The organism is Qipengyuania citrea, assembly GCF_009828015.1.
In the GTDB taxonomy this organism is placed as follows: Bacteria; Pseudomonadota; Alphaproteobacteria; order Sphingomonadales; family Sphingomonadaceae; genus Qipengyuania; species Qipengyuania citrea.
Genome location: NZ_WTYG01000002.1, coordinates 804,303 through 825,764, shown reverse-complemented (window position 1 = coordinate 825,764; position 21,462 = coordinate 804,303). Strand labels below are relative to the sequence as shown.

Genomic DNA, 21,462 nt, shown 5'->3' with positions numbered 1-21,462 from the left:
GCTGGTTTCCTAAGTCCGGACTGCAAAGCCTCAAGGCTGACGGAGCAGCCGAGGGTGAGAGTGTGAAGGAAAAGACCTTCGCCAAGCTCAACCTCGTGTCTGAGCCACAGAGGAAATCCTTATGACATCGCATTCGAAAAGCTGCCCGCCATCGGCGGACGAAAACACGCGCACCCTGCGCCGCATCACGGCGCTCAGAGACTGGCAAGCACCAGCTAACGCTGGGCCGCCGCACATGAAAATTGCGGTGCTCGACACCGAGACCACTGGTCTCGACCCGCTCTACGACGAGATCCTCGAACTCGCCGTGGCAATGATCGTGATCGATAAGAGCGGGCGGATCATCAACGTCGAAGGAATGTGCACTGGCCGGCAGCAGCCGAGCCGACCGATCGAGCCCCACATCACGGCGATCACAGGCATCACCGAGGAGATGGTCGCAGGAAAAGCGATGAGCCCAGAAAAGATTGCCGCTTATCTCGATCAGGCCGATGCCTGCGCAGCTTTTCATGCCCGGTTTGACCGTCAGCATCTTGAAGAATTCGTCCCGGGCATTTCGGAAATGCCTTGGATCTGCGCAATGGAAGATGTTCCATGGCAAGCGCTCGGTTACGATGGCCGAGCACAAGGGCACCTCCTCATGCAATCGGGGATGTTCAACCCGGTCGCCCACCGCGCTGGTGATGATGTCGCAAGCCTGATCAACTTGCTTGCCCACCAGCTCGCGGATGGCCGCACGGTCATGAGCCATGCGCTCGAGCATGCGCAGGCACCGAGTTGGCGTTTAGAGGCGACCAATCTGCCGTATCGTTTCCGCAAGGACGTCCAGCGGCGCGGGTATGCATGGGCTGACAAGCATAGCCTACGCCACAAACTCGTGCGCCAAGCGGACTTCGAGATAGAGCGAATTTGGTATCGCGATCTTACTGGTGAGGAGCCGTCGATCGTGCCGGTCGACTGGAGCCAGCGCTACCGCGCGGACTGGACCTGGAAACCGGTGAAAAGAGAAGTGGAAGTGGCCTTCTTCAGGCGCTGACAGCGAGCCTTCCAATTGAGGGAAAAGCTCCGGCCAATAGGCCGCAACATCTACATCTAAGGAAATACGATATGATCGATTTCGATCTCGGCGGGGCCTGCCCCCGCCGCAGGCTCTCCTATGCGCTCGCCGAAGCTCTGGATCTGCCCATAAACCCCGGTCCGGGAACAAACGCACTCAAGTTCGGGGTCCTGGACCATCCCAACGACGAGGTGATCGATACTCTTGCAATGGCAGCAATCGACGGGCGGCAAGACGAGTTGCTCTCCATCTTTGCCGACCGCAGCAGCGACAGCTTCATCTGCCTAGCCTTGCTCTACCGAACACGAGACGGTGCCGAGGCGATCATGGTCGAGCCCTGCCGTCTCAAGCGAGGTAAACCCATTCTCCTCGTTTCGGCAGATCGCCGCCGCGCCTTCCGGCTCGATGAGCGCTGCATCATGACGACCTGTCCTGTGCCACCACGGGCGAAAGTCACTCGAGGCATCGAGCACGCATGGTCTGACATTCGTGGAGCTATGCGGAATGTCTCGATCGATCAGGGTAACTGGGAGCAGGGATACATCGGCAATCCTCCTAAAGGCCGGCTCGCAGCGGTCTGGGTCGATTAAATCGTCAGACCAGAATGAGTTCGAACTCGTCGAGAAGGCGGCGCTCTAAGCGGAGCGCCGCCTTTTTCGTATCTTGCAAAAGGAATTCCAACCATGGCCGAGAACGGCGCGCGCCATCCGCGCATCATCTCCTCGCTTACCATCGTCCGCAATCGGTCCGAGTTCGCTCGGCAATCCGCTATCCGCAGCATTGCGCTCTTCACCGCGCAAGTATGTCCAGACTACAACGCTCGCTTCCACCTGGAACACAGCGCCTTCGACAGCGAAACAAGCAGGGCCGAGATCATCCAGGGCATCGTGGAACGTGTGCCCCAGAGAGCCACGCTCATTTCCCGCGCACCGCCGATGATGCGACACTATCTGCATCACCGTTCTGCGGACGGCAGTCCTGCGTCACCGACTGACCTCCAACTGCTGCAGCGTCACAGGTCCGACCTCCACGTCGTGCCGCTCGAGTGCGCCTCGGATACGCTCGATGAAACCGCAGCTGCATTTGATATCCGCCGTGCGGGGCCAGGTTCTTCAACCCTCGCTCAGGCACGCAAGGCCGCCGATGAAGCCCAGCTTCTATATCTCACATATCTCTGGGCGTTCGTTCGTCCATCCCAGCGAATCTCATTCAGCGCAGCCTGGCAGGCCTGGCGCGAGATCGAGCGGGCACGACCGATGCCTTTCTGAAGGGAATGAAGGTGCCAACATTCTAGGAAAGGAAAAGAAATGGCTAAGCAAACCTATCTGGCACTGGATACCGAAATGGTCTGGGATGAGCATCTCTACGAAGCACATCGATCAATCGATCAAAAGTCCCACCGACACGCAGTCGCCGTGAAGAAAATCATGGCCGCCTCGGTATTCGAGTTCTCAATTGATACTGAGGGTCGGATCGAGACGGGCACTCTTGCATCATGGACGGAGCACGACTGGGGCGACGAGCGTGCAGTGATCGAGCAACTTTTCGATTTTTTACGCGCTCATTCGGAGACACCGGTTCTTACGTTTGGCGGTCTGGCGACCGATGTTCCCGTGCTTCTTTTGGGCAGCATGGCGCATGGTTTGGCGCTACCGCCGCAGCTTGTCGATCAACCGGGCCGCCGGGGGCCGCGTCCTCACCTGGACTTGGCCTTGCAACTAAAAGGAGGTGGAAGGACTTGGTCGCATCTCAGCCAGGTCCTATTGCGTATGGGCGTTCCTGACGAACTAGTATCGGCCAAACCGGGTGTCGCTCAGCCCTCAAGCGCTGCAGGTTGGAAATCATTGCGAGATCACGTCGAACTAGACTGCCTGCTGCTCGCGCTTGCGAAAATCGCCTGGCTCGTAGCGCAAGGTTTTGATGGTCTGCGATTTCAGGCAGCGGCCATTGGGCTCGTCGCCGGGTTCATTAGGCGCCGCCCAGAACATGCCATGGTCCCGATCCTTGCGGATTATTCTGTCGAACTGCAGAGCGAAATCGCGGATCACTTCGAGATTGGTTGTAGAGTCCGATTGATGTCCACCTAACGTATCAGCGCCGAGGTCGGTCAGCGCTCTTTTTGTCTCAAGGGCGCACCGACTGCCACGACTGTTTAACGTTGATAATGGACCGCGCTCCTTCATTACGAATTCCGGTAATTGTCAAACCTCCAAAAACTCCCACGCCCTTGTCCTCCAGCCCATTAACAAGATCACTAATCTTCTTGCCGGGCGCATTTACAGATATAGTTTCGGGGATGGATGCGAAAATCTCAAGATAACAATTCTTTTGAGATATTTCATGATAAGCAACGTATGGCTGAAAACGCCGGGCCCATAAGAGTATGGTTCGCCGTTCTCGAGAGATCATTTCGATTGAGATCCCCGTTCGCTCACGAATTTTATTTAAACGATAATCTTTCGGTCCCCAGATAAATGGAGTAAATCGCTGAGCTACTCGTTTATCAAATCGACGATCTAATCGTGATGCGCTTACGCCCGCGGCCTTCAAAATCGTGGCGGTAGTTTCAGAAATCTTCGATCCATGGATACGGTAATCTACCGCCATTCTACTACCCCTGTCATGATGGACACTCATTCATCGGTCCCAGAGGTGCCATAAATTGCACTGGTTAACGCAGCGTATTGTGTGCAACTTCCTCCTCAAAAGAGATCAAGCTAGGGTGGAGATTCCTTAGGCTCCGCTTTTAGCCTACGCTTGCAATTTCGCAGAGTTCAAGCGAGGACTTGACTGCCCATTGACCCCTGATGGGGCGCGAGGCGGCATCCGCGTGTCTGCGCCTCGCTGATCACCCAGACTGTAGATAGCCTGCCAAAGCGGTTTGGCGCTGCGCCTGCGGCATCCTATAGCGCACGCTAATCCGTTAGAGAGACGTAACTTGAAATGTATTAGTTTATTCAGTGGCGCAGGGGGGCTCGACGTCGGAGCAGAGCGGGCTGGCGCGACGATTGTCCGGGCGGTCGAGTTTGATGCCGACGCTGCCGAAACACTTCGACTAAATTTTTCCGATCACGCGCTTATCGACCATGCCGACATCGCGGATCTCGATTTCCATCATCATCGAGACGAGGCTGATGACTTGATTGTCATAGGTGGACCACCCTGCCAGCCATTTTCCAAGAATGGCTATTGGGTGAAGAACGAGAACCGCCTCGTCGATAATGATCCGCGCAATATGCTGTCGCAGTTCCTTCGTGCCGTCAGCGAAGCACAGCCGAGAGGCTTCATGCTGGAGAATGTCGAGAGTTTGCGACATCCGACCAACCGCCATGCCCTCGACGCATTCGTAGCTGCGGCCGAGGGGCTGGGTTACACCTGCACCGTAACTTTGGCGAACTCTGCGGACTTTGGCGTTCCTCAGAAGCGCAAGCGCCTCTTTATCATGGGGCGCAATGGACGCGGCGCTGCCATCCCTGAGCCGATCCGCCAGCGCTCCGCCGACCCAGCTGATGACCTTCCACCGCATCTCGGCGTAGGTCAGTTCCTCAAGCCCTTCTCCTCGCCCAAGTATTTTGAGCCCACTGAACTCGTGAACGGTGGCACATACGAGAGCGAATTACGCCACGTCCCTCCTGGCCGCAACTACATGGCGCTGGACGAACTTAAGAACTACGACGGTCGCATTTTTCGACGCGGCGGGCGTTTTTGGAATTTCCTCTATAAACTCCACCCCGACCAACCTTCAATCACCATCGCAGCGCAGCCTGGTCCATGGGTTGGGCCGTTCCATTGGAATAGCCGCCGTCTGCGGGCGCCCGAGGCGGCGGCAATCCAGACGTTCCCGTCAGGCTATAAGTTCCACGGCAGCCGTCGTTCCGTGCAAAAGCAGATCGGCAATGCCGTTCCCTGCTTATTGGGCGAAGCCATGGTTAGCCATTTGATAAAGCACCTCTGAGTTCGGAGATTCAGATGCCGACCGCAGTAAACCAGATCGAACCTGATGGTGAGATCGTAATTGACTTCGATCCCGAGCAGGTCCCGTTCGAAGACCAAGAAAAAATAATTCGTGATGGTCTGAACGCCCGCGGTTGGACCGTAGTATTTCAGCAAGAAGACAAGCAGACAAAGCGACGTCAGTTTGAGATGTCAAAAGGGTCGAAATCGTTAACGGTCATAACCTATATTTTTTCAAACCTGTCCTGGAGTAGCGGTGAGCGAGCTCAGGATGAAAAGCGTATTCAGCTGTCCCGACCATACGACGAGCACGCTCAGGATTTCATGCGAGATAAGGCAAGCGATCCCCGTTGTTCGCTGATGGGCATATATCGTCGCAACGGGCTCCTTGTCATGTGCGCTTGGGATCCAGCAGCCTACGAAGGTCACGCGAAGCCAACTAGCTGCTATGTTCGGACTGCGGGAATGGCCTCGGCGGCGCGAACAGGTTTTGGGCAATCCGTCGACTCGAAGAAGCGATTGGTCTGCTGCTTTACCCCAGATATGTTGGCATATTATCTCGAGAACATGGCTTCCCTTCACGACGAGATCGTGATCACCGACGAACTCATTTTGCCGGCACCGGAAATTGAAGGCGAGGTTTATACCGATCTCGGGGATGTCCCCTCAAACCCGTTGCCGGAGGATCTCGCGCGAAATCGCATCTTCTATGGCGCGCCAGGCACGGGTAAAAGCCACAACTTAAATGAAGAACTCAATCTATTCTTCCCAGATGATTTACTCTTTCAGCGGACTACCTTCTACCCTGAATACACGAGTGGCACGTTTATGGGGTCATTCCGTCCGACACCGATTTATCGCACGGCTGACGGAGACTTTGTAGAGGCAGACAAGACAAGTTCGGCGGGCAATTTCGAGCCGCTCATAGACTATCGTTTCGTGCCGGGTCCTTTCCTCCAACTTCTATCGCGCGCGTTGTCCGATCCGGATCACAACTACTGTCTCGTAATCGAGGAGATAAACCGCGCGAATGCCAGCGCCGTGTTCGCCGATGCCTTCCAGATGCTAGATCGTGATGATGACGGGCGCGGGAAGTATTCAGTGACGCTGTCTCCCGAGGCGAGCGACTATCTGGCCTCGAAAGGGCATCACGGTCCGGTCAGTATCCCAGCCAATATGTTCATCTGGGCAACCATGAACAGTGCCGACCAGGGCGTAATGCCTATGGATTCAGCGTTTAAGCGCCGATGGACGATGGAATACGTGGGTCTCGACGATGGAGAAGATGTAGCCGCGGAATGGGAACTCACAGTCAACTTCCTAGAAGGCCCAGTCAAATGGAACGCGTTTCGAAAGGCTATCAATGGCCATCTTGCCAAGGAAGGCATCACCGAAGACCGACTCCTCGGCCCATTCTTTATGACCAAGAAAGATTTGGCGCGTCCGAAAGCATTTGAGAATAAGCTGCTACAGTATCTGCGGGACGATGTGGTGAAGAGTGCGCCACGCAAACTCTTTTCCGGAGGATCGACTACCTTCGGAACGCTCGTCAAATCTTATCGAGACGGCGAAAACATTTTCGTTGAAGCGATTGATTTCGGTGAAGGGTGACCGCGGCATAGAATGGCTGCGGGAAGGTGATGCGTGGCCAGCAGGCGAAGATCCGGAATTGCGCGCTCGCTTAGCGGAAAGCGGAGCGTTAAGCACCGGCAGGTCAGGTAGGCTCCATATCCGCTTCGTCGGCATCATCGTCTTTAATGAGCGCACTCTTGTCGCTCTACCTAAAATCCGCAATGCGACATCCAACATAGACACCCATCGGCAGGTCACTCGAGCTATGAGGCACTACGCGAAATGGTGCCCCAACTACCACGAGCCGTCACCCTTTCTCAACGACAGACCGGAAAGGGGCACGATCAGCGGGCTTGCCGCCGCAGAATGGCTTATCGAGGATTTCAACGCGAACGGCTTGCTGCGTCGCACCGAAACTTCACATGAGATGAGTGGCAACGGAAGCACCGACTGGCGCAGGACCGTCGAGAACATCGACCCCGTCATGTCTCGTGGACGTCCTGTCTATCTCGAGACGATCACCAAACGTTCCGAGCAGGACCACCGCAACTTTGCGACTCGCTTGCACTTGTTTCTTCTCGAGAAGCTGTCAGCAGAATATGGCCCGCTTCTCGATCTCGAACCGGTTTTGTTGGACCATGAGCCCGTCGAAAGGTTGCAAGCGCTACCGTCAGTGGAGGAATGCGAGAGCCAGCTTGCGATCGAGCAAAGGCGGACTTACTCGCAACGAGGAATTGAACTCCTGGCTATGATGCTGGCCACGGTGCAAGCGATCGAGATTGAAACGGCTCACGGCCTAGCCCTCTATGGGACCAGCAGTTTTTACAACGTATGGGAGCAGGCCTGCAAGTCGGCTTTCAAGGATGAGGTTGGTAGCTGGCTCCCACATATTCCGAAGCCGATTTGGACTGCTGCGGACGGGTCGAAAAATGACCAAGGCACATTCATCCCCGATCTCGTGGCTCCGATTTCCAATGAAGAATTGCTTATCGGGGATGCTAAATACTATCGGCTTTCTTTTTCGCCGACGCTTATGGGTAATCCGGGCGTCAACGACGTCGCAAAGCAAATCTGGTATAAACAGCACCTTCAAGGGATCGCTGAGGAGAGCGGATACGCCGTTGTCCAAAACGCCTTCCTGTTCCCATCCGATGTGAAGGACGTTCAGCTGCTAGGCGGCGTCGAACTGCCTGAAGGGGGGGAGCGGGTAGACGCGATTGCTCTGCCATTCCTGAAGACATTGGCAGTCTACACCCACGACATCCTACATGATCCTGAAGACTGGAGAGCGAGGGTTGCGATGATTTTGAACGATGCAGGCTAGGCATGGGCCATACCTTTTGCCATAAGAACATAAGAAGAACATCATTGTTATGCCCTGATCGGGGAATGAGGGAAAATATGACTGAAAACTCTATGTCTCTACAAACATGGATCGACGCCCTCGACACAATCTTGGAGCGGCTTGAGGCAGCAGAGATGGCTCTTTCCAGTGAGGGCGCTGGACGAAAGTCAAGTGGCTCCTATTACACTCCCGCTGATGTATCGGGCCACTTCTGGCGCCTGTTCTGGCGCCACCATGACGTGGCGAATTCTGACGATGCTAAACGTCTCATTGCCTTCAAAACCTTTGTTGAACCATCGGTCGGGGCCGGGATGTTCCTGTTTAGTCTTCTTCGCAGCCTTGCGGACCTCGGGCTTGGGCCTTCAGCGGTTTCGACAATAAAGTTCAGGGCAGTTGACCTCAATGAGGCGGCGCTGGATTTTGTTGCCGGCACGATTGCCAAACTCGAAAGCACATTTTCGATCCAGTTCGAAAACATTGAACTGGAGAACGCCAATTTCCTGGAGTGGGCTAGGTCGAATGACGCCAAGAACGTCATTTTTGTAGGCAACCCTCCATTCGTCACCAACGAGCGGGGTAGCCGCTGGAAGAACCTATACGCGGATTTTGTCGAATCGATGCTCGATAATTTTTCAACTCCAGACATCGGGCTCATCCTGCCAGTGTCGGTATGCTTTAGCCGCGACTACGTGGACCTTCGTCGAATCATTCGCGACACCAAACTCCCGCTGAGTGCATCCAGCTACGATAATATGCCGGATTATCTCTTCAAAGCAGGCAAGCCGGAGAGTGGGAACACCAACAAGGCGAACAGTCAGAGATGCACGATTATCAATCTTGGGGGGGCACGGGCGGGTGTGATTGAATCCAGTGCCCTACTGCGATGGTCAACTTCCGAACGCGCGGCATTTCTTAACGATATACCGGAATTTCATGATTGCTCCGACTTCGACATAGAGCGGCAGATCCCTAGACCGGCCGACCAGGAACTCGCGCGCTATATGGAGAAGGCGGAAGGAGGACGAACTGCTCGTTCGCTTATGTCGAGAATCGGGCGTGGCGCTTTTTCGATAGGCGGCGTAGCCCGGAATTTCATCGGTATTAGAGAATATGAAGGCAAAGTTTCGGGCGTTATCCCGGTTAGGACACACGAACAGGACTCTTCTCTGATCTTGCTGCAAATACTCGCATCAAGTCTTTTTTATAAATACTGGCGTAGCTTTGGCGATGGCTTCCACGTGACAAACGACGTGGTCGATAGATTTCCTATCTCGGACGAATTTTTGAAACAGTGTGAATCCAACATACCCAATGCAGCGAAAACATGGAAGCGGAGGCAGGTATTCGCAAAGGTTAAACGAAATGCGGGGAAGACTATTACGTCATACGACTTCACATCGGCGTTCCCCGGTTTGGTTCCAGCGAAGCTCTAAACTTTGTTTCGGGGTGTATCCCCTTCGCATAGGTAATGCTTGACTTAAATGGGGCACGGCTTGGCGCAAGCCTAGCTGCGTCTGTTCCTTATATGTGCTAGCGCGGGTCGTGTTCTCGCGATATAACTTTGACTTTCTGCGGATTTCTAATTTAGGCCGGTCCCTTCAACTCGAGGGGGGCTATGCAGAAAACGTTACACCATCGGGTGGAATATTCCGCAGATCAGATTCCGCTAGCGGAAGTGGTAGAGTCCTTGCTGGCCCAACAGCGATTGTTGGAAGAAGGTATAGCTGTTCTTGCCCGTGCGGCTCCGGACTCCGATCTTCGCTTAGTCGCGATCCACGTGAACCAAATTGTCGCCGGCTCTTTGCTCACAGATTTAGCTTTGGAAATTTATCACTCCTATCAGGAGTCAATAGACGACAAGGTTATCAAGGGCATCGAGGGGCTAACGGGGGTGGATGTGCCGCCAGAATATGAATCTCTCGCAACGCTTGCCGCGCTCGCAGTCACGTATTTCGTGGCTCGATGGGCATACGAGGCTGTCACCCAGAAGAAAAAGAAAGACCAGCCTGCGCTGCCTTCCCCGCCGCCCATTCACATCGACGGTGAATATAACAAGGTGGTCAATATCATTGCCAACACGCTCACTATCTCGCCTGAAGCGATCGAAAGGGCGGTGTCTGATGAGATCACTCCCAAAAAGCGCAGACAATTGGTTGGGCGTGTCACCGACTTCTTCAGGCCAGCAAAGCAGAATCCTGGTTCGTCCATCAATGTCGGTGGTTTTGGTGACCTAGAGCAGGAAGCTATAACGGAGTATCCAAACGAGGCTGATCTTCAGGGGTTAGAAGACACGACGATTTTACCGCTGCCCAATCAGCAAATTGAAATTAGGGCGACAGACAGAGACAGCCTCAAAACTGGATGGAAGGCGAGGATAATTGGCCAAGCCGATATAGAGCGCAAAATGCCAATGGACCTGTATCCAACTGTAGATGCCGACGCATTGGCAGATCATAAAATGGTCGTGGCCGACATTGCAGTGGAGTTTGCTAGAGAAAAGGGTGGTTCACTACGTCCGAAGCGCATCCACCTGTTAGAGTTTAAGGGATCCCTAGATAAATAGCCTTCGCGAAGCAGTCGAGCAGAACAAAGTCGACCAGTCATCGCCGAACACGAAGGTGAGATTGGCGACCGTGAGGCCTTTGAGGCTACTCTGCGGTCAATGGCCGGAAAGTCGAAAGAAGCGCCGGCAGCATCGTCTCCGGACGATGGCGACGATTGAAGCGATACTCGAATTCCGTGACTTAGCTGTTCAAGTGCTTGGCGCTGACGCTCGTATGAGTGCCATTGATTGACCATTTCAGGTGCCGCCAGAAGTTCTCGATGCCGTTGACCGTGACCGTCTTGGCAAGGCGATAATCGTAACAGGCATATCCCGTCGCGCCCTGGTTCACGCGAGCATGGCGATAGCCGACATTTGAGAGGCTTGCGTAGATGCGGAGTTCGTCAGTGTGGGCGCCTCGCCGATACCGACATTTGCGGTCACAAACGGCTCCAGAGTAGCACGACGCTGGTTCGGGACTAACGTGGGCCATTAGATCGCCGCCACTTTCCAGAGCGCCCACTACAGATACACCCCGAACTTACTTATCGGGCTCTCGCAGTTTAGGCTTTCCGGTCCGCGAACGATGGCGAAGTGGCAGAAGCTTTATTGGCATTTTCAAGAGGTCGCCCGTCGCCACCTCGATATGACTACCCATGAAGTCGCGATATTCTGCCAAGACTTGATCCATCCCGTGAGTTTCGACCCGTTTTGAATAATGCAGGGCATTTGTCCCTGTCCGGGCATGACCCATTACGTCAGCCCGCATGAGATCGGGCGCATTGGCCTGTGCATAGAAACTCGAACCGAGTGCGCGGATAGAATGCATATCGGCGGACTTCTTCGACGTCGGGTTTGTCGGCACGTTCATGTGTTCGGCGATCCAGGTCACCATGTGCCGCCAGGCAATGTTGCGAAACTGATGACCACCGACCCTTGCACCGTTAAGATAGAGTTCGGGAAAGAGCTCGCGATGCCCTTCGGACCGAATCGCCTCGACGTAATCGCTGAAGCCCAGGCGCAGCAGTTCGCCGTGAAGGGGGATAATGCGGCCGCGATTTACATTCTTTTCGCCGCCTTCCACGCCATCTTCGGCGCGCACATCATTATTCTTAATTTCGAGATTGGGCACGATGTCACCGATGTGCACCTCGTCGACCCGCAGACCACCGATCTCGTTCACGGTCGCGTGAGTGTAGTAGAGAAGCAGCGGGAGCCAGTAGGCGGCATCATGGTAGACCTCGCTACCAGCGTTTTCATCCAGCCGATGCAGATTACCACCACCGCCATTCCATAGCGGCGCCGAGAACAGGCATTCCAGATGGGCGACGGTCCAGACGGGGCGAGACGTCTTCGGCGAAACCTTCTTGTGCTTGCCGAAGCGGACTTTCGAGAAGTCCAAGGCCTTAGTGTTAGGGATTTTCGGCTCCCATTCATCCTCCGCAAGAATGTCGTGAGCCGTCGACATATACGAGAGATCGCGCTTCACCGTATTGATCGAGCGCGCATTGTTTGTGACCTTAAAGGTCTTAGCGACTTCATCGAAAGGACGATCGAAGTCCTTTGCGGGACGATAATCGCGCGGCATCTGCAGCAGCGCATTCTTGTATTTCGCCACGTCGGAGTGGTCATAATCTCCGAGTGCCTTGTCGCCAGTGATCCAAGCAAAGGTCCTCAATACGCGCTCATACTGCGCAAGATTGCGATTCCAGTGTCCCGCCAGCTGCGCGAGCTTCAAGATCTTGGGAATGACCTCGCTGAAACGGATCGGGTGGTGCCGCTTGAAGACGCAAGCAGTGATCTCGGAATCCTCGTTCGCAGGTCTGATGTCACGCGGGGACGGAACTATCACCGGCTGGGTGTCGGTCCCAGCATTTGATACGAATGTCAGAGCCTCGCCATTCTGGCGCCTTTTCTGGAGAAGCACTTCTTCCGGATCAAAGGCAGCTTGCACATCTTCATCGAGAAAGTGCGACGCGAGCCGATGAGCTTCGGCCATCGCCTGGAGATGAATATGCTTCATTCTTCCGATGACAGCCGGGGTTGGCTCCACGCCCAGACCCTCTGCAATGAGCGCCATCGTTTCGTCAGTGATCGTATCCTTGCCGCAATAGCGATCTAGGTCGCAGGCCACCCACTCGATCGCATCTTCGTCATGTCCCGCATCCGTCAGCATTTTGCGGTGCGCTTCGGTGAGTTCGGGGATATTTCCCGGGCGCTGAGCAAGGTCATACGCGCTCGCATGGGTGCGAGCCTGCGCTACGAGCGCTTGGGGATCATTTTCCGGATCGTAGAAATCCTCGACGAGCCGAGCGAGGCAGGCCTTCAACTCGTTCTCAAACAATCCCTTGAGCATCTCGGGTTCGAGCGTCCGGTCGAGGTTGAAATATGCAGTCACAGCTCGCTTCACCTTGTCGAAATGCGCGGCGAGTGCCGCTGACCTTCCACGTGCCTCTTGCGCATTGCAGGTCGATAGCGGTATAATGACACTGAAATCGTTGCCATTTTGCCAACGGGCGCGACGGCGGAAATAGTATCTGCCATCACGTCGGACGGTGAAGGGGATCTTTGGCATTGCTGGAGGCTCCCGAACTGGGTCGGTGAACCGGTATGTGACACGCTATGGGTCACGCCGTTCCACCTAGTTAGTGGAAGCGGTTTCTTTTCAGGGCCTTAAAGGCAATGTGGTCGGGGAGAGAGGATTCGAACCTCCGGCCCCTGCCTCCCGAAGACAGTGCTCTACCAGGCTGAGCTACTCCCCGACCGGATCGGCCCGCGACTTCGTGAAGCGGCGGGTGCGAAGCAAGGCGCGCCCTATAGGTGGGGATTGCGGCACACGCAAGCGGGCAATTCGGGCAATTTGTGCCTAGGAGGATTTTCCGCAGCAAAACGAGCCTTCCGTGTCCGAATCGCATCCCGAACAGCAGTATCTCGATCTCATGCGCCGCATATGGTCGGAGGGTGACCAACGCATGGACCGGACCGGCGTGGGCACGCGGTCGGTCTTCGGCGCGATGCTGCGGTTCGACCTTGCCGATGGCGCAATGCCGCTGGTGACCACGAAGCGGGTCTACTGGAAGACCGCGACGCGCGAATTGCTGTGGTTCCTAACCGGCAACACCAATATCCGCCCGCTCGTGCTGCAGGGGGTCAAGATCTGGAACGAATGGCCGCATGCGCGCTATGTCGCGGAGACGGGCGAGCAGGTTCCGCTTGAGGAATTCGTCCAGCGGATCGCCGATGACGAGGCCTTCGCCGCCCGCTGGGGCGACCTCGGTCCGGTCTATGGCAAGCAATGGGTCGACTGGCCGACCTATGAAGCGCAGAGCGACGGCAGCTTCCGGCCGGGGCCGGGTATCAACCAGGTTGCTGAGGTGGTCGAATCGCTACGCAGCAATCCCGGCAGCCGGCGGCATATCATCGAGGGCTGGAACGTCGCCGAGCTCGACGCGATGGCGCTGCCGCCGTGTCACAAGACATACCAGTTCCATGTCGGGGGCGAGGGGGCGAAACTCAATTGCCTGCTCTACCAGCGCAGCTGTGATGTCGCGCTGGGCCTGCCGTTCAACCTTTGGTCGGCGGCGCTGCTGACCCGGATGATCGCGCAGCAAGTCGGCCTTCAACCGGGCGAGCTGGTCTGGACGGGCGGCGACGCGCATCTCTACCTCAACCACGAAGCGCTGATCGCGGAGCAGCTGTCGCGGGAACTGCAGGGCCGCCCACGCCTTGAGATACTGCGGCGTCCGCCCTCCATTTTCGATTACACGATCGAGGATTTCGTGGTTCACGACTATACGCCGCACGGGCCGATCAAGGCGCCCGTCGCGGTGTGATCCGGCCATCCCTTGACCGTTTCCCATCAGTGAAATAAAATAACGCTTAAGCGTAAGATTGCGTCTGGGAGACGATTCTATGGCCGACAGGCCCCAGGGTAGTGCAGCGGAAGGCGAAAACCGCCCGACACTCTCGCTGCATGTTCCCGAACCCAAGTTCCGGCCGGGCGACACGGTCGATTTCTCGCATATCGACGTGCCCGAGGCGGGCAGCATGGCGCGGCCCGACGAGGCGTGCGACCCTGCGGAGATGCGCGACCTTGCCTATGGGCTGGTCCGCGTGCTGGGCGATGACGACAAGGCGCACGGGCCGTGGGATCCCAAGCTCGACGCGGACACGCTGCGAGCCATGCTCGGCCACATGGCTATGACGCGGGCGTTCGACGAACGCATGTTCCGCGGCCAGCGGCAGGGCAAGACCAGCTTCTACATGAAGTGCACCGGCGAGGAGGCAACCAGCGTCTCGGCCTCGATGGCGCTGGCGGGCGACGACATGGTCTTCCCCAGCTACCGCCAGCAGGGCATCCTGATCCAGCGCGGCTACCCGCTGATCGAGATGATCAACCAGATCTACTCGAACAAGGGGGACAAGCTGAAGGGCCGCCAGTTGCCGATCATGTATTCGAGCCGCGAGCACAGCTTCTTCACCATCAGCGGCAATCTCGCAACGCAGACCCCGCAGGCGGTTGGTTGGGCGATGGCCAGCGCGATGAAGGGCGACAGCCGGATCGCCGCGACCTGGGTGGGCGAGGGCAGCACTGCGGAGGGCGACTTCCATTCGGCCTGCACCTTTGCGACGGTGTATAATGCACCGGTTATCCTCAATGTTATCAACAACCAATGGGCGATCTCCAGCTTCAGCGGTTTTGCCGGGGCGGAGCGCACCACTTTCGCCGCACGCGCGCTGGGCTATGGCCTTGCGGGTCTGCGGGTGGACGGCAACGACGCACTGGCCTGTTATGCCGCCGAACGCTGGGCAGCCAATCGTGCGCGCGCCAACGCCGGGCCGACGCTGATCGAGTTCTTTACCTACCGCGCCGAAGGGCATTCCACCTCGGACGATCCCAGCGGCTACCGCAGCGCGCAGGAGCGCAGCGAATGGCCGCTCGGCGATCCGGTGATGCGGCTCAAGAACCACCTCATCGCGCTTGGTGAATGGGACGAGGAGCGGCAGGAGAAGATGGACCTCGAGGCGGCCGAGCACGTCAAGAAGGTGACCAAGGAAGCCGAGGCCAACGGTATCCTCGGCCACGGTCTCCACCACCCGTTCCGCACCATGTTCGAAGACGTCTTCGAGGAACTGCCGTGGCACCTGCGCGAGCAGGCCGATCAGGCGGTGCACGAGCGCAAGACCAAGTTTCCCGAAGGATTGCCCGAGGCATGAGCGAGACCCAGACCAAGGACCTGCCCGCCACCGAGCAGCAGGGTGAACGCCGCCTCAACATGATCGAGGCGATCAACGATGCGCTCGACGTGTCGATGGGCCGCGACGACGATGTCGTGGTGATGGGCGAGGACGTCGGCTATTTCGGTGGCGTCTTCCGCTGCACCGCGGGGCTGCAGGACAAATACGGCAAGACGCGCGTCTTCGACACGCCGATCAATGAATGCGGGATCATCGCGGTGGCGGTGGGCATGGGCGCCTATGGCCTGCGCCCGGTGCCCGAGATCCAGTTCGCCGATTACATCTACCCCGGGCTCGACCAGCTGATCTCCGAGGCGGCGCGCCTGCGTTACCGCTCGGCGGGCGAATATGTCGCACCGATGACCGTCCGATCGCCCTTTGGCGGGGGCATCTTTGGCGGGCAGACGCACAGCCAGAGCCCCGAGGCGATCTTTACGCATGTCTCGGGCCTCAAGACGGTTATCCCGGCCACGCCCTATGACGCCAAGGGGCTGTTGATCTCGTGCATCGAGGACAACGACCCGGTCATCTTCTTCGAGCCCAAGCGCATCTACAACGGTCCGTTCTCGGGCTATTACGACAAGCCGGTTCAGCCGTGGAAGAAGTTCGACGCCAGCGTCGTGCCCGAAGGCTATTACAAGATCCCGCTGGGCAAGGCGCGGCACGTCACCGAAGGCGACCGGCTGACCGTCCTCGCCTATGGTACGATGGTCCATGTGGTCGAGGCGGTGTGCCGCGAAAAAGGCGTCGAAGCCGACATCCTCGACCTGCGCACGCTGGTCCCGCTCGACATCGAGGCGATCGAAGCCTCGATCGAACGCACCGGGCGCTGCCTGATCGTGCATGAGGCGACCCGCACGAGCGGTTTCGGGGCGGAGCTTTCCGCGCTGGTCACCGAACGCTGTTTCTATCATCTCGAAGCCCCGGTCGAACGCGTGACCGGCTTCGACACGCCCTATCCCCACAGCCTCGAATGGGCCTATTTCCCCGGCCCGATCCGCATCGGCGAGGCCATCGACAAGATCCTCAAGGACTGATCCCATGGCGAAATTCACCTTCAACATGCCCGATATCGGCGAAGGCATCGCCGAGGCCGAGATCGTGCAGTGGCACAAGCAGGTCGGCGATCAGATCAGCGAAGACGAAGAATTCGTCGACATGATGACCGACAAGGCCACCGTGCCGATGGAAAGCCCCGTGAACGGCAAAATCCTCGAGATCGCGGGCGGCGAGGGCGACATGGTGTCGATCGGCTCGATGCTCGTCGTCATCGAGGTCGAGGGCGAAGTGCCTGAGGATGTCGTCGAGGAAGCCGCGGCTGCTACCGAGGCTGCGCCCCCATCGGCCCCCGCGCCGAAGGACGAGGCGGTCGAGGAACGGATCGAGGTCGAGAACTCGGATGCGTCCGATGCCGACGATGCGCTGGCGGCCGATCCAAAGCCCGAGCCGCTTCCTGCGCCCACGCCCGCGCCCGAGCCGGTCCAGCACGCCAAGGTTCTCGCCACGCCCGCGGTGCGCAAGCGCGCCAAGGACCTCGGCGTCGATCTCGCGCAGGTGAAGCCAGCCGAGGACGGCCGCGTCCGGCACGGCGATCTCGACCAGTTCCTGTCCTACAATGCAGGCTATGGCGCCGCCGCCGCGCCGCGTGCGGATGAGGAGAAGAAGGTCATCGGGATGCGCCGCCGCATCGCCGAGAACATGGCCGCATCGAAGCGCAACATTCCGCATTTCTCCTATGTCGAGGAATGCGACGTCACCGATCTGGAAGTGCTGCGCGCGCAGCTTAACAGCAACCGCGGCGAAAAGCCCAAGCTGACCATCCTGCCGTTGCTGATCACTGCGATCTGCAAGACGCTGCCCGACTTCCCGATGATCAATGCCCGTTACGACGACGAAGCCGGCGTCGTGACGCGCCACGGCGCGGTGAACCTGGGGATGGCGGCGCAGACGGATGCCGGCCTCATGGTCCCCGTCATCCGAAATGCGCAGGCGCAGAACCTGTGGCAGCTTGCCAACGAGATATCGCGCCTTGCCGAGGCGGCACGCAGCGGCACTGCAAAATCGGAAGAAATGCAGGGCGGGACGCTGACGGTGACGTCGCTGGGTCCGCTCGGCGGTGTGGCGACCACGCCGGTAATCAACCGTCCGGAGGTGGCCATCATCGGGCCCAACCGCATCATCGAACGCCCGATGTATGTCACTGGCAGCGATGGCGTCGAGCGGATCGAGAAGCGCAAGCTGATGAATATCTCGATCAGCTGCGACCACCGCGTGGTCGATGGCTGGGACGCGGCGAGTTTCGTCCAGGCGCTCAAGCGCCTTCTCGAAACGCCGGCCTTGATCCTGATCGACTGACGGCCCTTTCCGGGGTCATTTGCAGCATCGAATTAAAGGGGGCTCCCGGACGATCGGTCCGGGGGCCCTTTTCAGTGCTATGGTGCGGTAAAAACGCGCGGAATTCGGCGGTTTTGCGGTAAATAGAGAGGCGGAATGCCGCCTGGGAAAAAAGTTCGAAAAAAGGGACGAATCTTCGTTGACAGGAATCGGACCCGCCCGTAGATGCGCGGCTCCCAAGTGGCTGCGCGGGTGTAGCTCAGTTGGTTAGAGTGTCGGCCTGTCACGCCGAAGGTCGCGGGTTCGAGTCCCGTCACTCGCGCCACTTGGGAATTTCCTTACAACTCGATGTCCATCAGCTTGCCGCGCCCTTGCGGGTTTGCGCCAGCCGGCGCAGGTTTTCCTCATGCGCGTTCCGGTCGATGCGATAGCGCGCGATGCACAGCAGCGCGGCGAGGTAGACCGCGAGGATCGCGGGGGCGTAGAGCGCCCCGAGATTCCACAGAGTGTCCGCCGCGACGCTGCCCGGCTGGGCTCCTTCGGGGAAGTTCACGAAGGACAGGATGAGCCCGGCGGCGAGCACGCCCAGACCCTGTGTGGTCTTTCGCGTGAAAGTCACCGCAGCATAATAGACCCCTTCGGATCGCCGCCCGGTGCGCAGTTCGTTGGATTCGACCAGATCGGCGATCATGGAAAAGGACACCACCTGGACCGCGATAATTAGCGCCAGGTCGATCACATTCACGCCCAGCACCAGGGGGAACAGCAGCGGATCGCCGTTTTCGGGCATCAGCCCGGCCAGCCGGAGCAGCACGGGCATGGGCTGGATCGTGAAGGCCAGCACCCCGAGCAGGATCGTCGCGCGCTTCTTGCCCAGCCTGCGCGTCGCCCAAGGGGCGAGCACGAAGCCCAGCAGCGCGGAGATGAACACCGAGCAGGTCCAGATGAAGATCTGGTATTCGCTGAAGCCCCAGAAGTAATTGAGCATCAGGAAGGCCAGCGCGGCGGACAGCCCGCTGGCGATGGCAAACAGCATGGTCGCCAGGAACAGCGCGATGAAGCTCTTCTCGCTCAGCGTCTGCAGCATCTCGCGGAAGATGCGGCCGACGCTGTAGCGCTCGCCCGTCTCGACTGGCTGGTGGAGATAGGGAATGCGGCTGTGCGTCCCCAGCGCCGACATCATGATTGTCGCAAAGATCAGCACCGAGGCGATGATGCCATAGGTGGCGTAGGCGTCCGGATCGCGCATGCCGAGCGGACCGGTCAGCAGCACGCCGAACATCACGACGCTCATCCCGGTTCCCGCCGACCAGCCGAACAACAGGCGATAGGCCTGCAGGCTCGTACGATCGGCATAATCGGTGGTCAGTTCGGGTATCAGCGCCGAGCTGGGTGTTTCGTAGAAGGTGATGAAGGTTCGGATCAGCACCGCGAGGACGGTCAGATAGATGAACAACCCGGTCTGCCCCCAGTCGGGCGGGTTCCACAGCAGGAAATAGCTCAGTGCGACGGGCAGCGCGGCCGCATACATGAAGGGGTGCCGCCGCCCCCAGCGGCTGCGAAAATTGTCCGACCAATAGCCCACCAGCGGATCGCTGATCGCGTCGACCACCAGCGCAATCAGGATCGCGAGGCCGACCAGACCGGGTTCGAGCCCGATGACCGTGCCGTAGAACAGCAACAGGAAATAATCGAAGCCGCCGTTCTTGATCCCGAACGCTGCGGCGCCCGATCCATGTGCCAGCTTCAGCCACACCGGGGCTTTCCCCGTCGCGCCTTCAGTTTGGGTCAATGCCCTCTCCCTATCCCGCAACGAGGCTAGGGCAGGGCAGGCGCCTTGGCAATCAGCCCCAGCGGCCGGTTTCCATCCAGATCAGGAAGCGGCGCAGCGGCAGCAGCCACACGATGCCGAGGACGACATAGACCAGCGTCTGCAGCAACGTCGGCCATTCGCCGATCAGCCCCGGGGCATAGCGCGCGATCATCACGCCATAGACCACCAGTGCGACCATCAGGCCGAAAATGCCGACCGGGAGGCGCCAGCTGGGTTCTTTCCTCATGCGAAGGGTCCGTAAATGCGGGTCGGGGTGACCACTGCCGATAGCGGAATATCGTGCGCTTCGCTGGGCAGATCGTCAACCAGCTGGCTGTCCCAGGCGAGCCCGATCGCAATCGTCCCGGGGTGATCGGCAAGCCAGCGGTCGTAATGTCCGCCGCCCTGGCCCAGTCGCGCACCCGAGGCGGTAAATCCGACCAGCGGGACGATCAGCACGCCCGGTTCGAGCGTGTCGGTATCGCCGGCGGGCTGCATCACGCCGAACGGGCCGGATTCGAGATCGCTCTCGGCGAAGGGATCGGTGAAGCGCGCGAATTCCATCGCGCTGTGCGCATCGGCGAAACGCGGCAAGGCGAGATCGTGGCCCTGCTCGATGAAATACCGTGCATAGGCGGCCGTCGGGGCTTCGTTGGCGGTCGCACGGTATAGCCCGACCACAGCACCGTCCGGCACCAGTTCGAGCAGCGGCGCGGGCGGGCGCATAAACACCAGCGTGCGCATGCTGGCGGGCAGGGCCGCGACATGGTCGCGCCGCGCGGTGCGCAATTGCCTGCGGAGATCATCCTTGGTCACGGGGCAAATCCTTATCGGGGAGAAGGCAGGGCGTCCATCGCGCCGCACGCCGGACACGCAGCCCCGGACACGGGACGGGCAGACGGAAAGGGAAGAGTGACGGGACCACCATGGGTCGTTTCCGGCGAAATCCTCTGACGCCTAAAACGTCAGGTGGGTACCGTATGCCCCAATCCCACGGCCGAACCGGTGGACCAGGGCAGGGACAGCTCCCTTGGATTGCTTATAGCCTCAGGGATGTTCATGCGGCTCGTGCCGGGCAGCCCCGTCACCGCACTATCTAGGCGTTATGCGACCCGTCCTCAAGGGTGGACGCCGCTTTCTCGAGCGCGGAGGCCAGCCGTTCGAGCCGTCCGGCCAGCCCGTCCACGTCGATTTCGGGCTCTGCGGGCGGGGCGGTTGCGCGCTGGCCGGCTTCCTCCAGCTCGTCGGCCAGAAGGAGCGCAGCGAACAGCAGGTTTTTCGCCTCGTTGGTCGACAGATTGGTGCCCATCGATCCCAGCTTGCCATCTACCACGCGCGCCAGCCGCTGGACGTTTTCTTCCTGCCCATCGGCACAGGATACGGTGTAATTGCGGCCGCCCACGGCGAGCGTCACGTCGCTCATCGCTCGAGCCCTTCGATCAACCCGTCGAGTTCGGCGAGGCTGGCTGTGACGCTGCGGCGCAGGGCTTCGTGCCGGGCAGCGAGGCCGCTGTCGTCCGGATCTGCCGCATCGCCGAGGCCGGTTGGAGGCGCGGCATGCGAAGCCAGCGCGGCTTGCGTTTCGATGCGCGCCATCGCGCGATCGA

General features: G+C 58.6%; 21 protein-coding genes, 2 tRNA genes and 1 other RNA gene. 14 read left to right on the top strand and 10 right to left on the bottom strand.

The window, feature by feature from the left end:
* Positions 1–121: 121 nt before the first annotated feature.
* The 4 genes from GRI55_RS09520 to GRI55_RS09505 all read left to right on the top strand — a co-directional run bounded on the left by GRI55_RS09520 (position 122) and on the right by GRI55_RS09505 (position 3,144).
* Positions 122–1,036 carry an exonuclease domain-containing protein gene (locus GRI55_RS09520; protein ID WP_160766953.1) on the top strand — a complete coding sequence of 305 codons (915 nt, stop codon included), beginning with the start codon at positions 122–124 and terminating at the stop codon, positions 1,034–1,036.
* A 71-nt stretch (positions 1,037–1,107) separates the two neighbouring features.
* Positions 1,108–1,647 carry a hypothetical protein gene (locus GRI55_RS09515; protein ID WP_160766952.1) on the top strand — a complete coding sequence of 180 codons (540 nt, stop codon included), beginning with the start codon at positions 1,108–1,110 and terminating at the stop codon, positions 1,645–1,647.
* A gap of 93 nt (positions 1,648–1,740) precedes the next feature.
* The gene (locus tag GRI55_RS09510; protein WP_160766951.1) at positions 1,741–2,325 is read left to right on the top strand and encodes a hypothetical protein; all 585 of its coding nucleotides are present in this window, start codon (positions 1,741–1,743) and stop codon (positions 2,323–2,325) included.
* Between the two features lie 39 nt (positions 2,326–2,364).
* On the top strand, positions 2,365–3,144 hold the full coding sequence (locus tag GRI55_RS09505; protein WP_160766950.1) for a 3'-5' exonuclease family protein: 780 nt from the start codon (positions 2,365–2,367) through the stop codon (positions 3,142–3,144).
* A gap of 37 nt (positions 3,145–3,181) precedes the next feature.
* On the opposite strand, the gene GRI55_RS09500 is transcribed toward GRI55_RS09505, so the two are convergent.
* The gene (locus GRI55_RS09500; RefSeq protein WP_160766949.1) at positions 3,182–3,664 is read right to left on the bottom strand and encodes a hypothetical protein; all 483 of its coding nucleotides are present in this window, start codon (positions 3,662–3,664) and stop codon (positions 3,182–3,184) included.
* A 331-nt stretch (positions 3,665–3,995) separates the two neighbouring features.
* Between GRI55_RS09500 and GRI55_RS09495 the strand changes: the two genes are divergently transcribed.
* From GRI55_RS09495 to GRI55_RS09475, 5 genes are all read left to right on the top strand, one after another.
* A complete protein-coding gene (locus GRI55_RS09495) occupies positions 3,996–5,012 on the top strand; it encodes a DNA cytosine methyltransferase (RefSeq protein ID WP_202392409.1) in 1,017 nt (338 codons plus the stop codon).
* 14 nt (positions 5,013–5,026) lie between these two features.
* Positions 5,027–6,622 carry an AAA family ATPase gene (locus GRI55_RS09490; RefSeq protein ID WP_160766948.1) on the top strand — a complete coding sequence of 532 codons (1,596 nt, stop codon included), beginning with the start codon at positions 5,027–5,029 and terminating at the stop codon, positions 6,620–6,622.
* Complete coding sequence (locus GRI55_RS09485) at positions 6,594–7,907, top strand: LlaJI family restriction endonuclease (RefSeq protein ID WP_160766947.1); 1,314 nt, start codon at positions 6,594–6,596, stop codon at positions 7,905–7,907. The genes GRI55_RS09490 and GRI55_RS09485 overlap by 29 nt, the downstream gene beginning before the upstream one ends.
* Before the next feature lie 77 nt (positions 7,908–7,984).
* Positions 7,985–9,361 carry a hypothetical protein gene (locus tag GRI55_RS09480; RefSeq protein ID WP_160766946.1) on the top strand — a complete coding sequence of 459 codons (1,377 nt, stop codon included), beginning with the start codon at positions 7,985–7,987 and terminating at the stop codon, positions 9,359–9,361.
* A gap of 182 nt (positions 9,362–9,543) precedes the next feature.
* Positions 9,544–10,491, top strand: a complete 948-nt coding sequence (locus tag GRI55_RS09475; protein ID WP_160766945.1) for a hypothetical protein — start codon at positions 9,544–9,546, stop codon at positions 10,489–10,491.
* Positions 10,492–10,672: 181 nt separating this feature from the next.
* Here the strand turns inward: GRI55_RS09475 and GRI55_RS15310 are convergent, their stop codons facing one another.
* From GRI55_RS15310 to GRI55_RS09460, 3 genes are all read right to left on the bottom strand, one after another.
* A complete protein-coding gene (locus GRI55_RS15310) occupies positions 10,673–10,963 on the bottom strand; it encodes a transposase (RefSeq protein WP_370873256.1) in 291 nt (96 codons plus the stop codon).
* A 48-nt stretch (positions 10,964–11,011) separates the two neighbouring features.
* Positions 11,012–13,045 (bottom strand): site-specific integrase, encoded by a 2,034-nt coding sequence (locus tag GRI55_RS09465; RefSeq protein ID WP_160766943.1) that lies wholly within the window; start codon positions 13,043–13,045, stop codon positions 11,012–11,014.
* Positions 13,046–13,155: 110 nt separating this feature from the next.
* Positions 13,156–13,232: transfer RNA gene (locus GRI55_RS09460), tRNA-Pro, on the bottom strand.
* Positions 13,233–13,370: 138 nt separating this feature from the next.
* On the opposite strand from GRI55_RS09460, the gene thyA reads away from it, so the two are divergent.
* From thyA to GRI55_RS09435, 5 genes are all read left to right on the top strand, one after another.
* Positions 13,371–14,303 carry a thymidylate synthase gene (thyA, locus tag GRI55_RS09455; protein ID WP_160766942.1) on the top strand — a complete coding sequence of 311 codons (933 nt, stop codon included), beginning with the start codon at positions 13,371–13,373 and terminating at the stop codon, positions 14,301–14,303.
* Between the two features lie 79 nt (positions 14,304–14,382).
* The gene (locus tag GRI55_RS09450) at positions 14,383–15,687 is read left to right on the top strand and encodes a 3-methyl-2-oxobutanoate dehydrogenase (2-methylpropanoyl-transferring) subunit alpha (RefSeq protein WP_160766941.1); all 1,305 of its coding nucleotides are present in this window, start codon (positions 14,383–14,385) and stop codon (positions 15,685–15,687) included.
* Positions 15,684–16,745: an alpha-ketoacid dehydrogenase subunit beta gene (locus tag GRI55_RS09445; RefSeq protein ID WP_160766940.1), complete on the top strand. Its 1,062-nt coding sequence runs from the start codon at positions 15,684–15,686 to the stop codon at positions 16,743–16,745. Before GRI55_RS09450 ends, GRI55_RS09445 begins: the two co-directional genes overlap by 4 nt.
* 4 nt (positions 16,746–16,749) lie before the next feature.
* Positions 16,750–18,063, top strand: coding sequence for a dihydrolipoamide acetyltransferase family protein (locus GRI55_RS09440; RefSeq protein WP_160766939.1), 1,314 nt, complete (start codon positions 16,750–16,752; stop codon positions 18,061–18,063).
* A 227-nt stretch (positions 18,064–18,290) separates the two neighbouring features.
* Positions 18,291–18,367, top strand: a tRNA-Asp gene (locus tag GRI55_RS09435).
* Positions 18,368–18,397: 30 nt separating this feature from the next.
* Here the strand turns inward: GRI55_RS09435 and GRI55_RS09430 are convergent.
* The 6 genes from GRI55_RS09430 to GRI55_RS09410 all read right to left on the bottom strand — a co-directional run bounded on the left by GRI55_RS09430 (position 18,398) and on the right by GRI55_RS09410 (position 21,451).
* Positions 18,398–19,834 (bottom strand): MFS transporter, encoded by a 1,437-nt coding sequence (locus GRI55_RS09430; protein ID WP_160766938.1) that lies wholly within the window; start codon positions 19,832–19,834, stop codon positions 18,398–18,400.
* 52 nt (positions 19,835–19,886) lie between these two features.
* Positions 19,887–20,102 carry a DUF2842 domain-containing protein gene (locus GRI55_RS09425; RefSeq protein ID WP_160766937.1) on the bottom strand — a complete coding sequence of 72 codons (216 nt, stop codon included), beginning with the start codon at positions 20,100–20,102 and terminating at the stop codon, positions 19,887–19,889.
* A complete protein-coding gene (locus GRI55_RS09420) occupies positions 20,099–20,671 on the bottom strand; it encodes a 5-formyltetrahydrofolate cyclo-ligase (protein WP_160766936.1) in 573 nt (190 codons plus the stop codon). Before GRI55_RS09420 ends, GRI55_RS09425 begins: the two co-directional genes overlap by 4 nt.
* Positions 20,672–20,769: 98 nt before the next feature.
* Positions 20,770–20,940, bottom strand: a non-coding RNA gene (gene ssrS, locus GRI55_RS15405) — 6S RNA.
* Between the two features lie 11 nt (positions 20,941–20,951).
* Complete coding sequence (locus tag GRI55_RS09415) at positions 20,952–21,278, bottom strand: cell division protein ZapA (protein WP_050600697.1); 327 nt, start codon at positions 21,276–21,278, stop codon at positions 20,952–20,954.
* Complete coding sequence (locus GRI55_RS09410; RefSeq protein WP_156488678.1) at positions 21,275–21,451, bottom strand: hypothetical protein; 177 nt, start codon at positions 21,449–21,451, stop codon at positions 21,275–21,277. The genes GRI55_RS09415 and GRI55_RS09410 overlap by 4 nt, the downstream gene beginning before the upstream one ends.
* Positions 21,452–21,462: the final 11 nt, after the last annotated feature.

Excerpts from the sequence above, each read along its gene's own strand:
- GRI55_RS09520 (WP_160766953.1), top strand. The coding sequence starts at position 122 with ATGACATCGCATTCGAAAAGCTGCCCGCCATCGGCGGACGAAAACACG.
- GRI55_RS09515 (WP_160766952.1), top strand. The coding sequence starts at position 1,108 with ATGATCGATTTCGATCTCGGCGGGGCCTGCCCCCGCCGCAGGCTCTCC.
- GRI55_RS09510 (WP_160766951.1), top strand. The coding sequence starts at position 1,741 with ATGGCCGAGAACGGCGCGCGCCATCCGCGCATCATCTCCTCGCTTACC.
- GRI55_RS09505 (WP_160766950.1), top strand. The coding sequence starts at position 2,365 with ATGGCTAAGCAAACCTATCTGGCACTGGATACCGAAATGGTCTGGGAT.
- GRI55_RS09500 (WP_160766949.1), bottom strand. The coding sequence starts at position 3,664 with ATGGCGGTAGATTACCGTATCCATGGATCGAAGATTTCTGAAACTACC.
- GRI55_RS09490 (WP_160766948.1), top strand. The coding sequence starts at position 5,027 with ATGCCGACCGCAGTAAACCAGATCGAACCTGATGGTGAGATCGTAATT.
- GRI55_RS09480 (WP_160766946.1), top strand. The coding sequence starts at position 7,985 with ATGACTGAAAACTCTATGTCTCTACAAACATGGATCGACGCCCTCGAC.
- GRI55_RS09475 (WP_160766945.1), top strand. The coding sequence starts at position 9,544 with ATGCAGAAAACGTTACACCATCGGGTGGAATATTCCGCAGATCAGATT.
- GRI55_RS15310 (WP_370873256.1), bottom strand. The coding sequence starts at position 10,963 with ATGGCCCACGTTAGTCCCGAACCAGCGTCGTGCTACTCTGGAGCCGTT.
- GRI55_RS09465 (WP_160766943.1), bottom strand. The coding sequence starts at position 13,045 with ATGCCAAAGATCCCCTTCACCGTCCGACGTGATGGCAGATACTATTTC.
- GRI55_RS09450 (WP_160766941.1), top strand. The coding sequence starts at position 14,383 with ATGGCCGACAGGCCCCAGGGTAGTGCAGCGGAAGGCGAAAACCGCCCG.
- GRI55_RS09445 (WP_160766940.1), top strand. The coding sequence starts at position 15,684 with ATGAGCGAGACCCAGACCAAGGACCTGCCCGCCACCGAGCAGCAGGGT.
- GRI55_RS09440 (WP_160766939.1), top strand. The coding sequence starts at position 16,750 with ATGGCGAAATTCACCTTCAACATGCCCGATATCGGCGAAGGCATCGCC.
- GRI55_RS09425 (WP_160766937.1), bottom strand. The coding sequence starts at position 20,102 with ATGAGGAAAGAACCCAGCTGGCGCCTCCCGGTCGGCATTTTCGGCCTG.
- GRI55_RS09415 (WP_050600697.1), bottom strand. The coding sequence starts at position 21,278 with ATGAGCGACGTGACGCTCGCCGTGGGCGGCCGCAATTACACCGTATCC.
- GRI55_RS09410 (WP_156488678.1), bottom strand. The coding sequence starts at position 21,451 with ATGGCGCGCATCGAAACGCAAGCCGCGCTGGCTTCGCATGCCGCGCCT.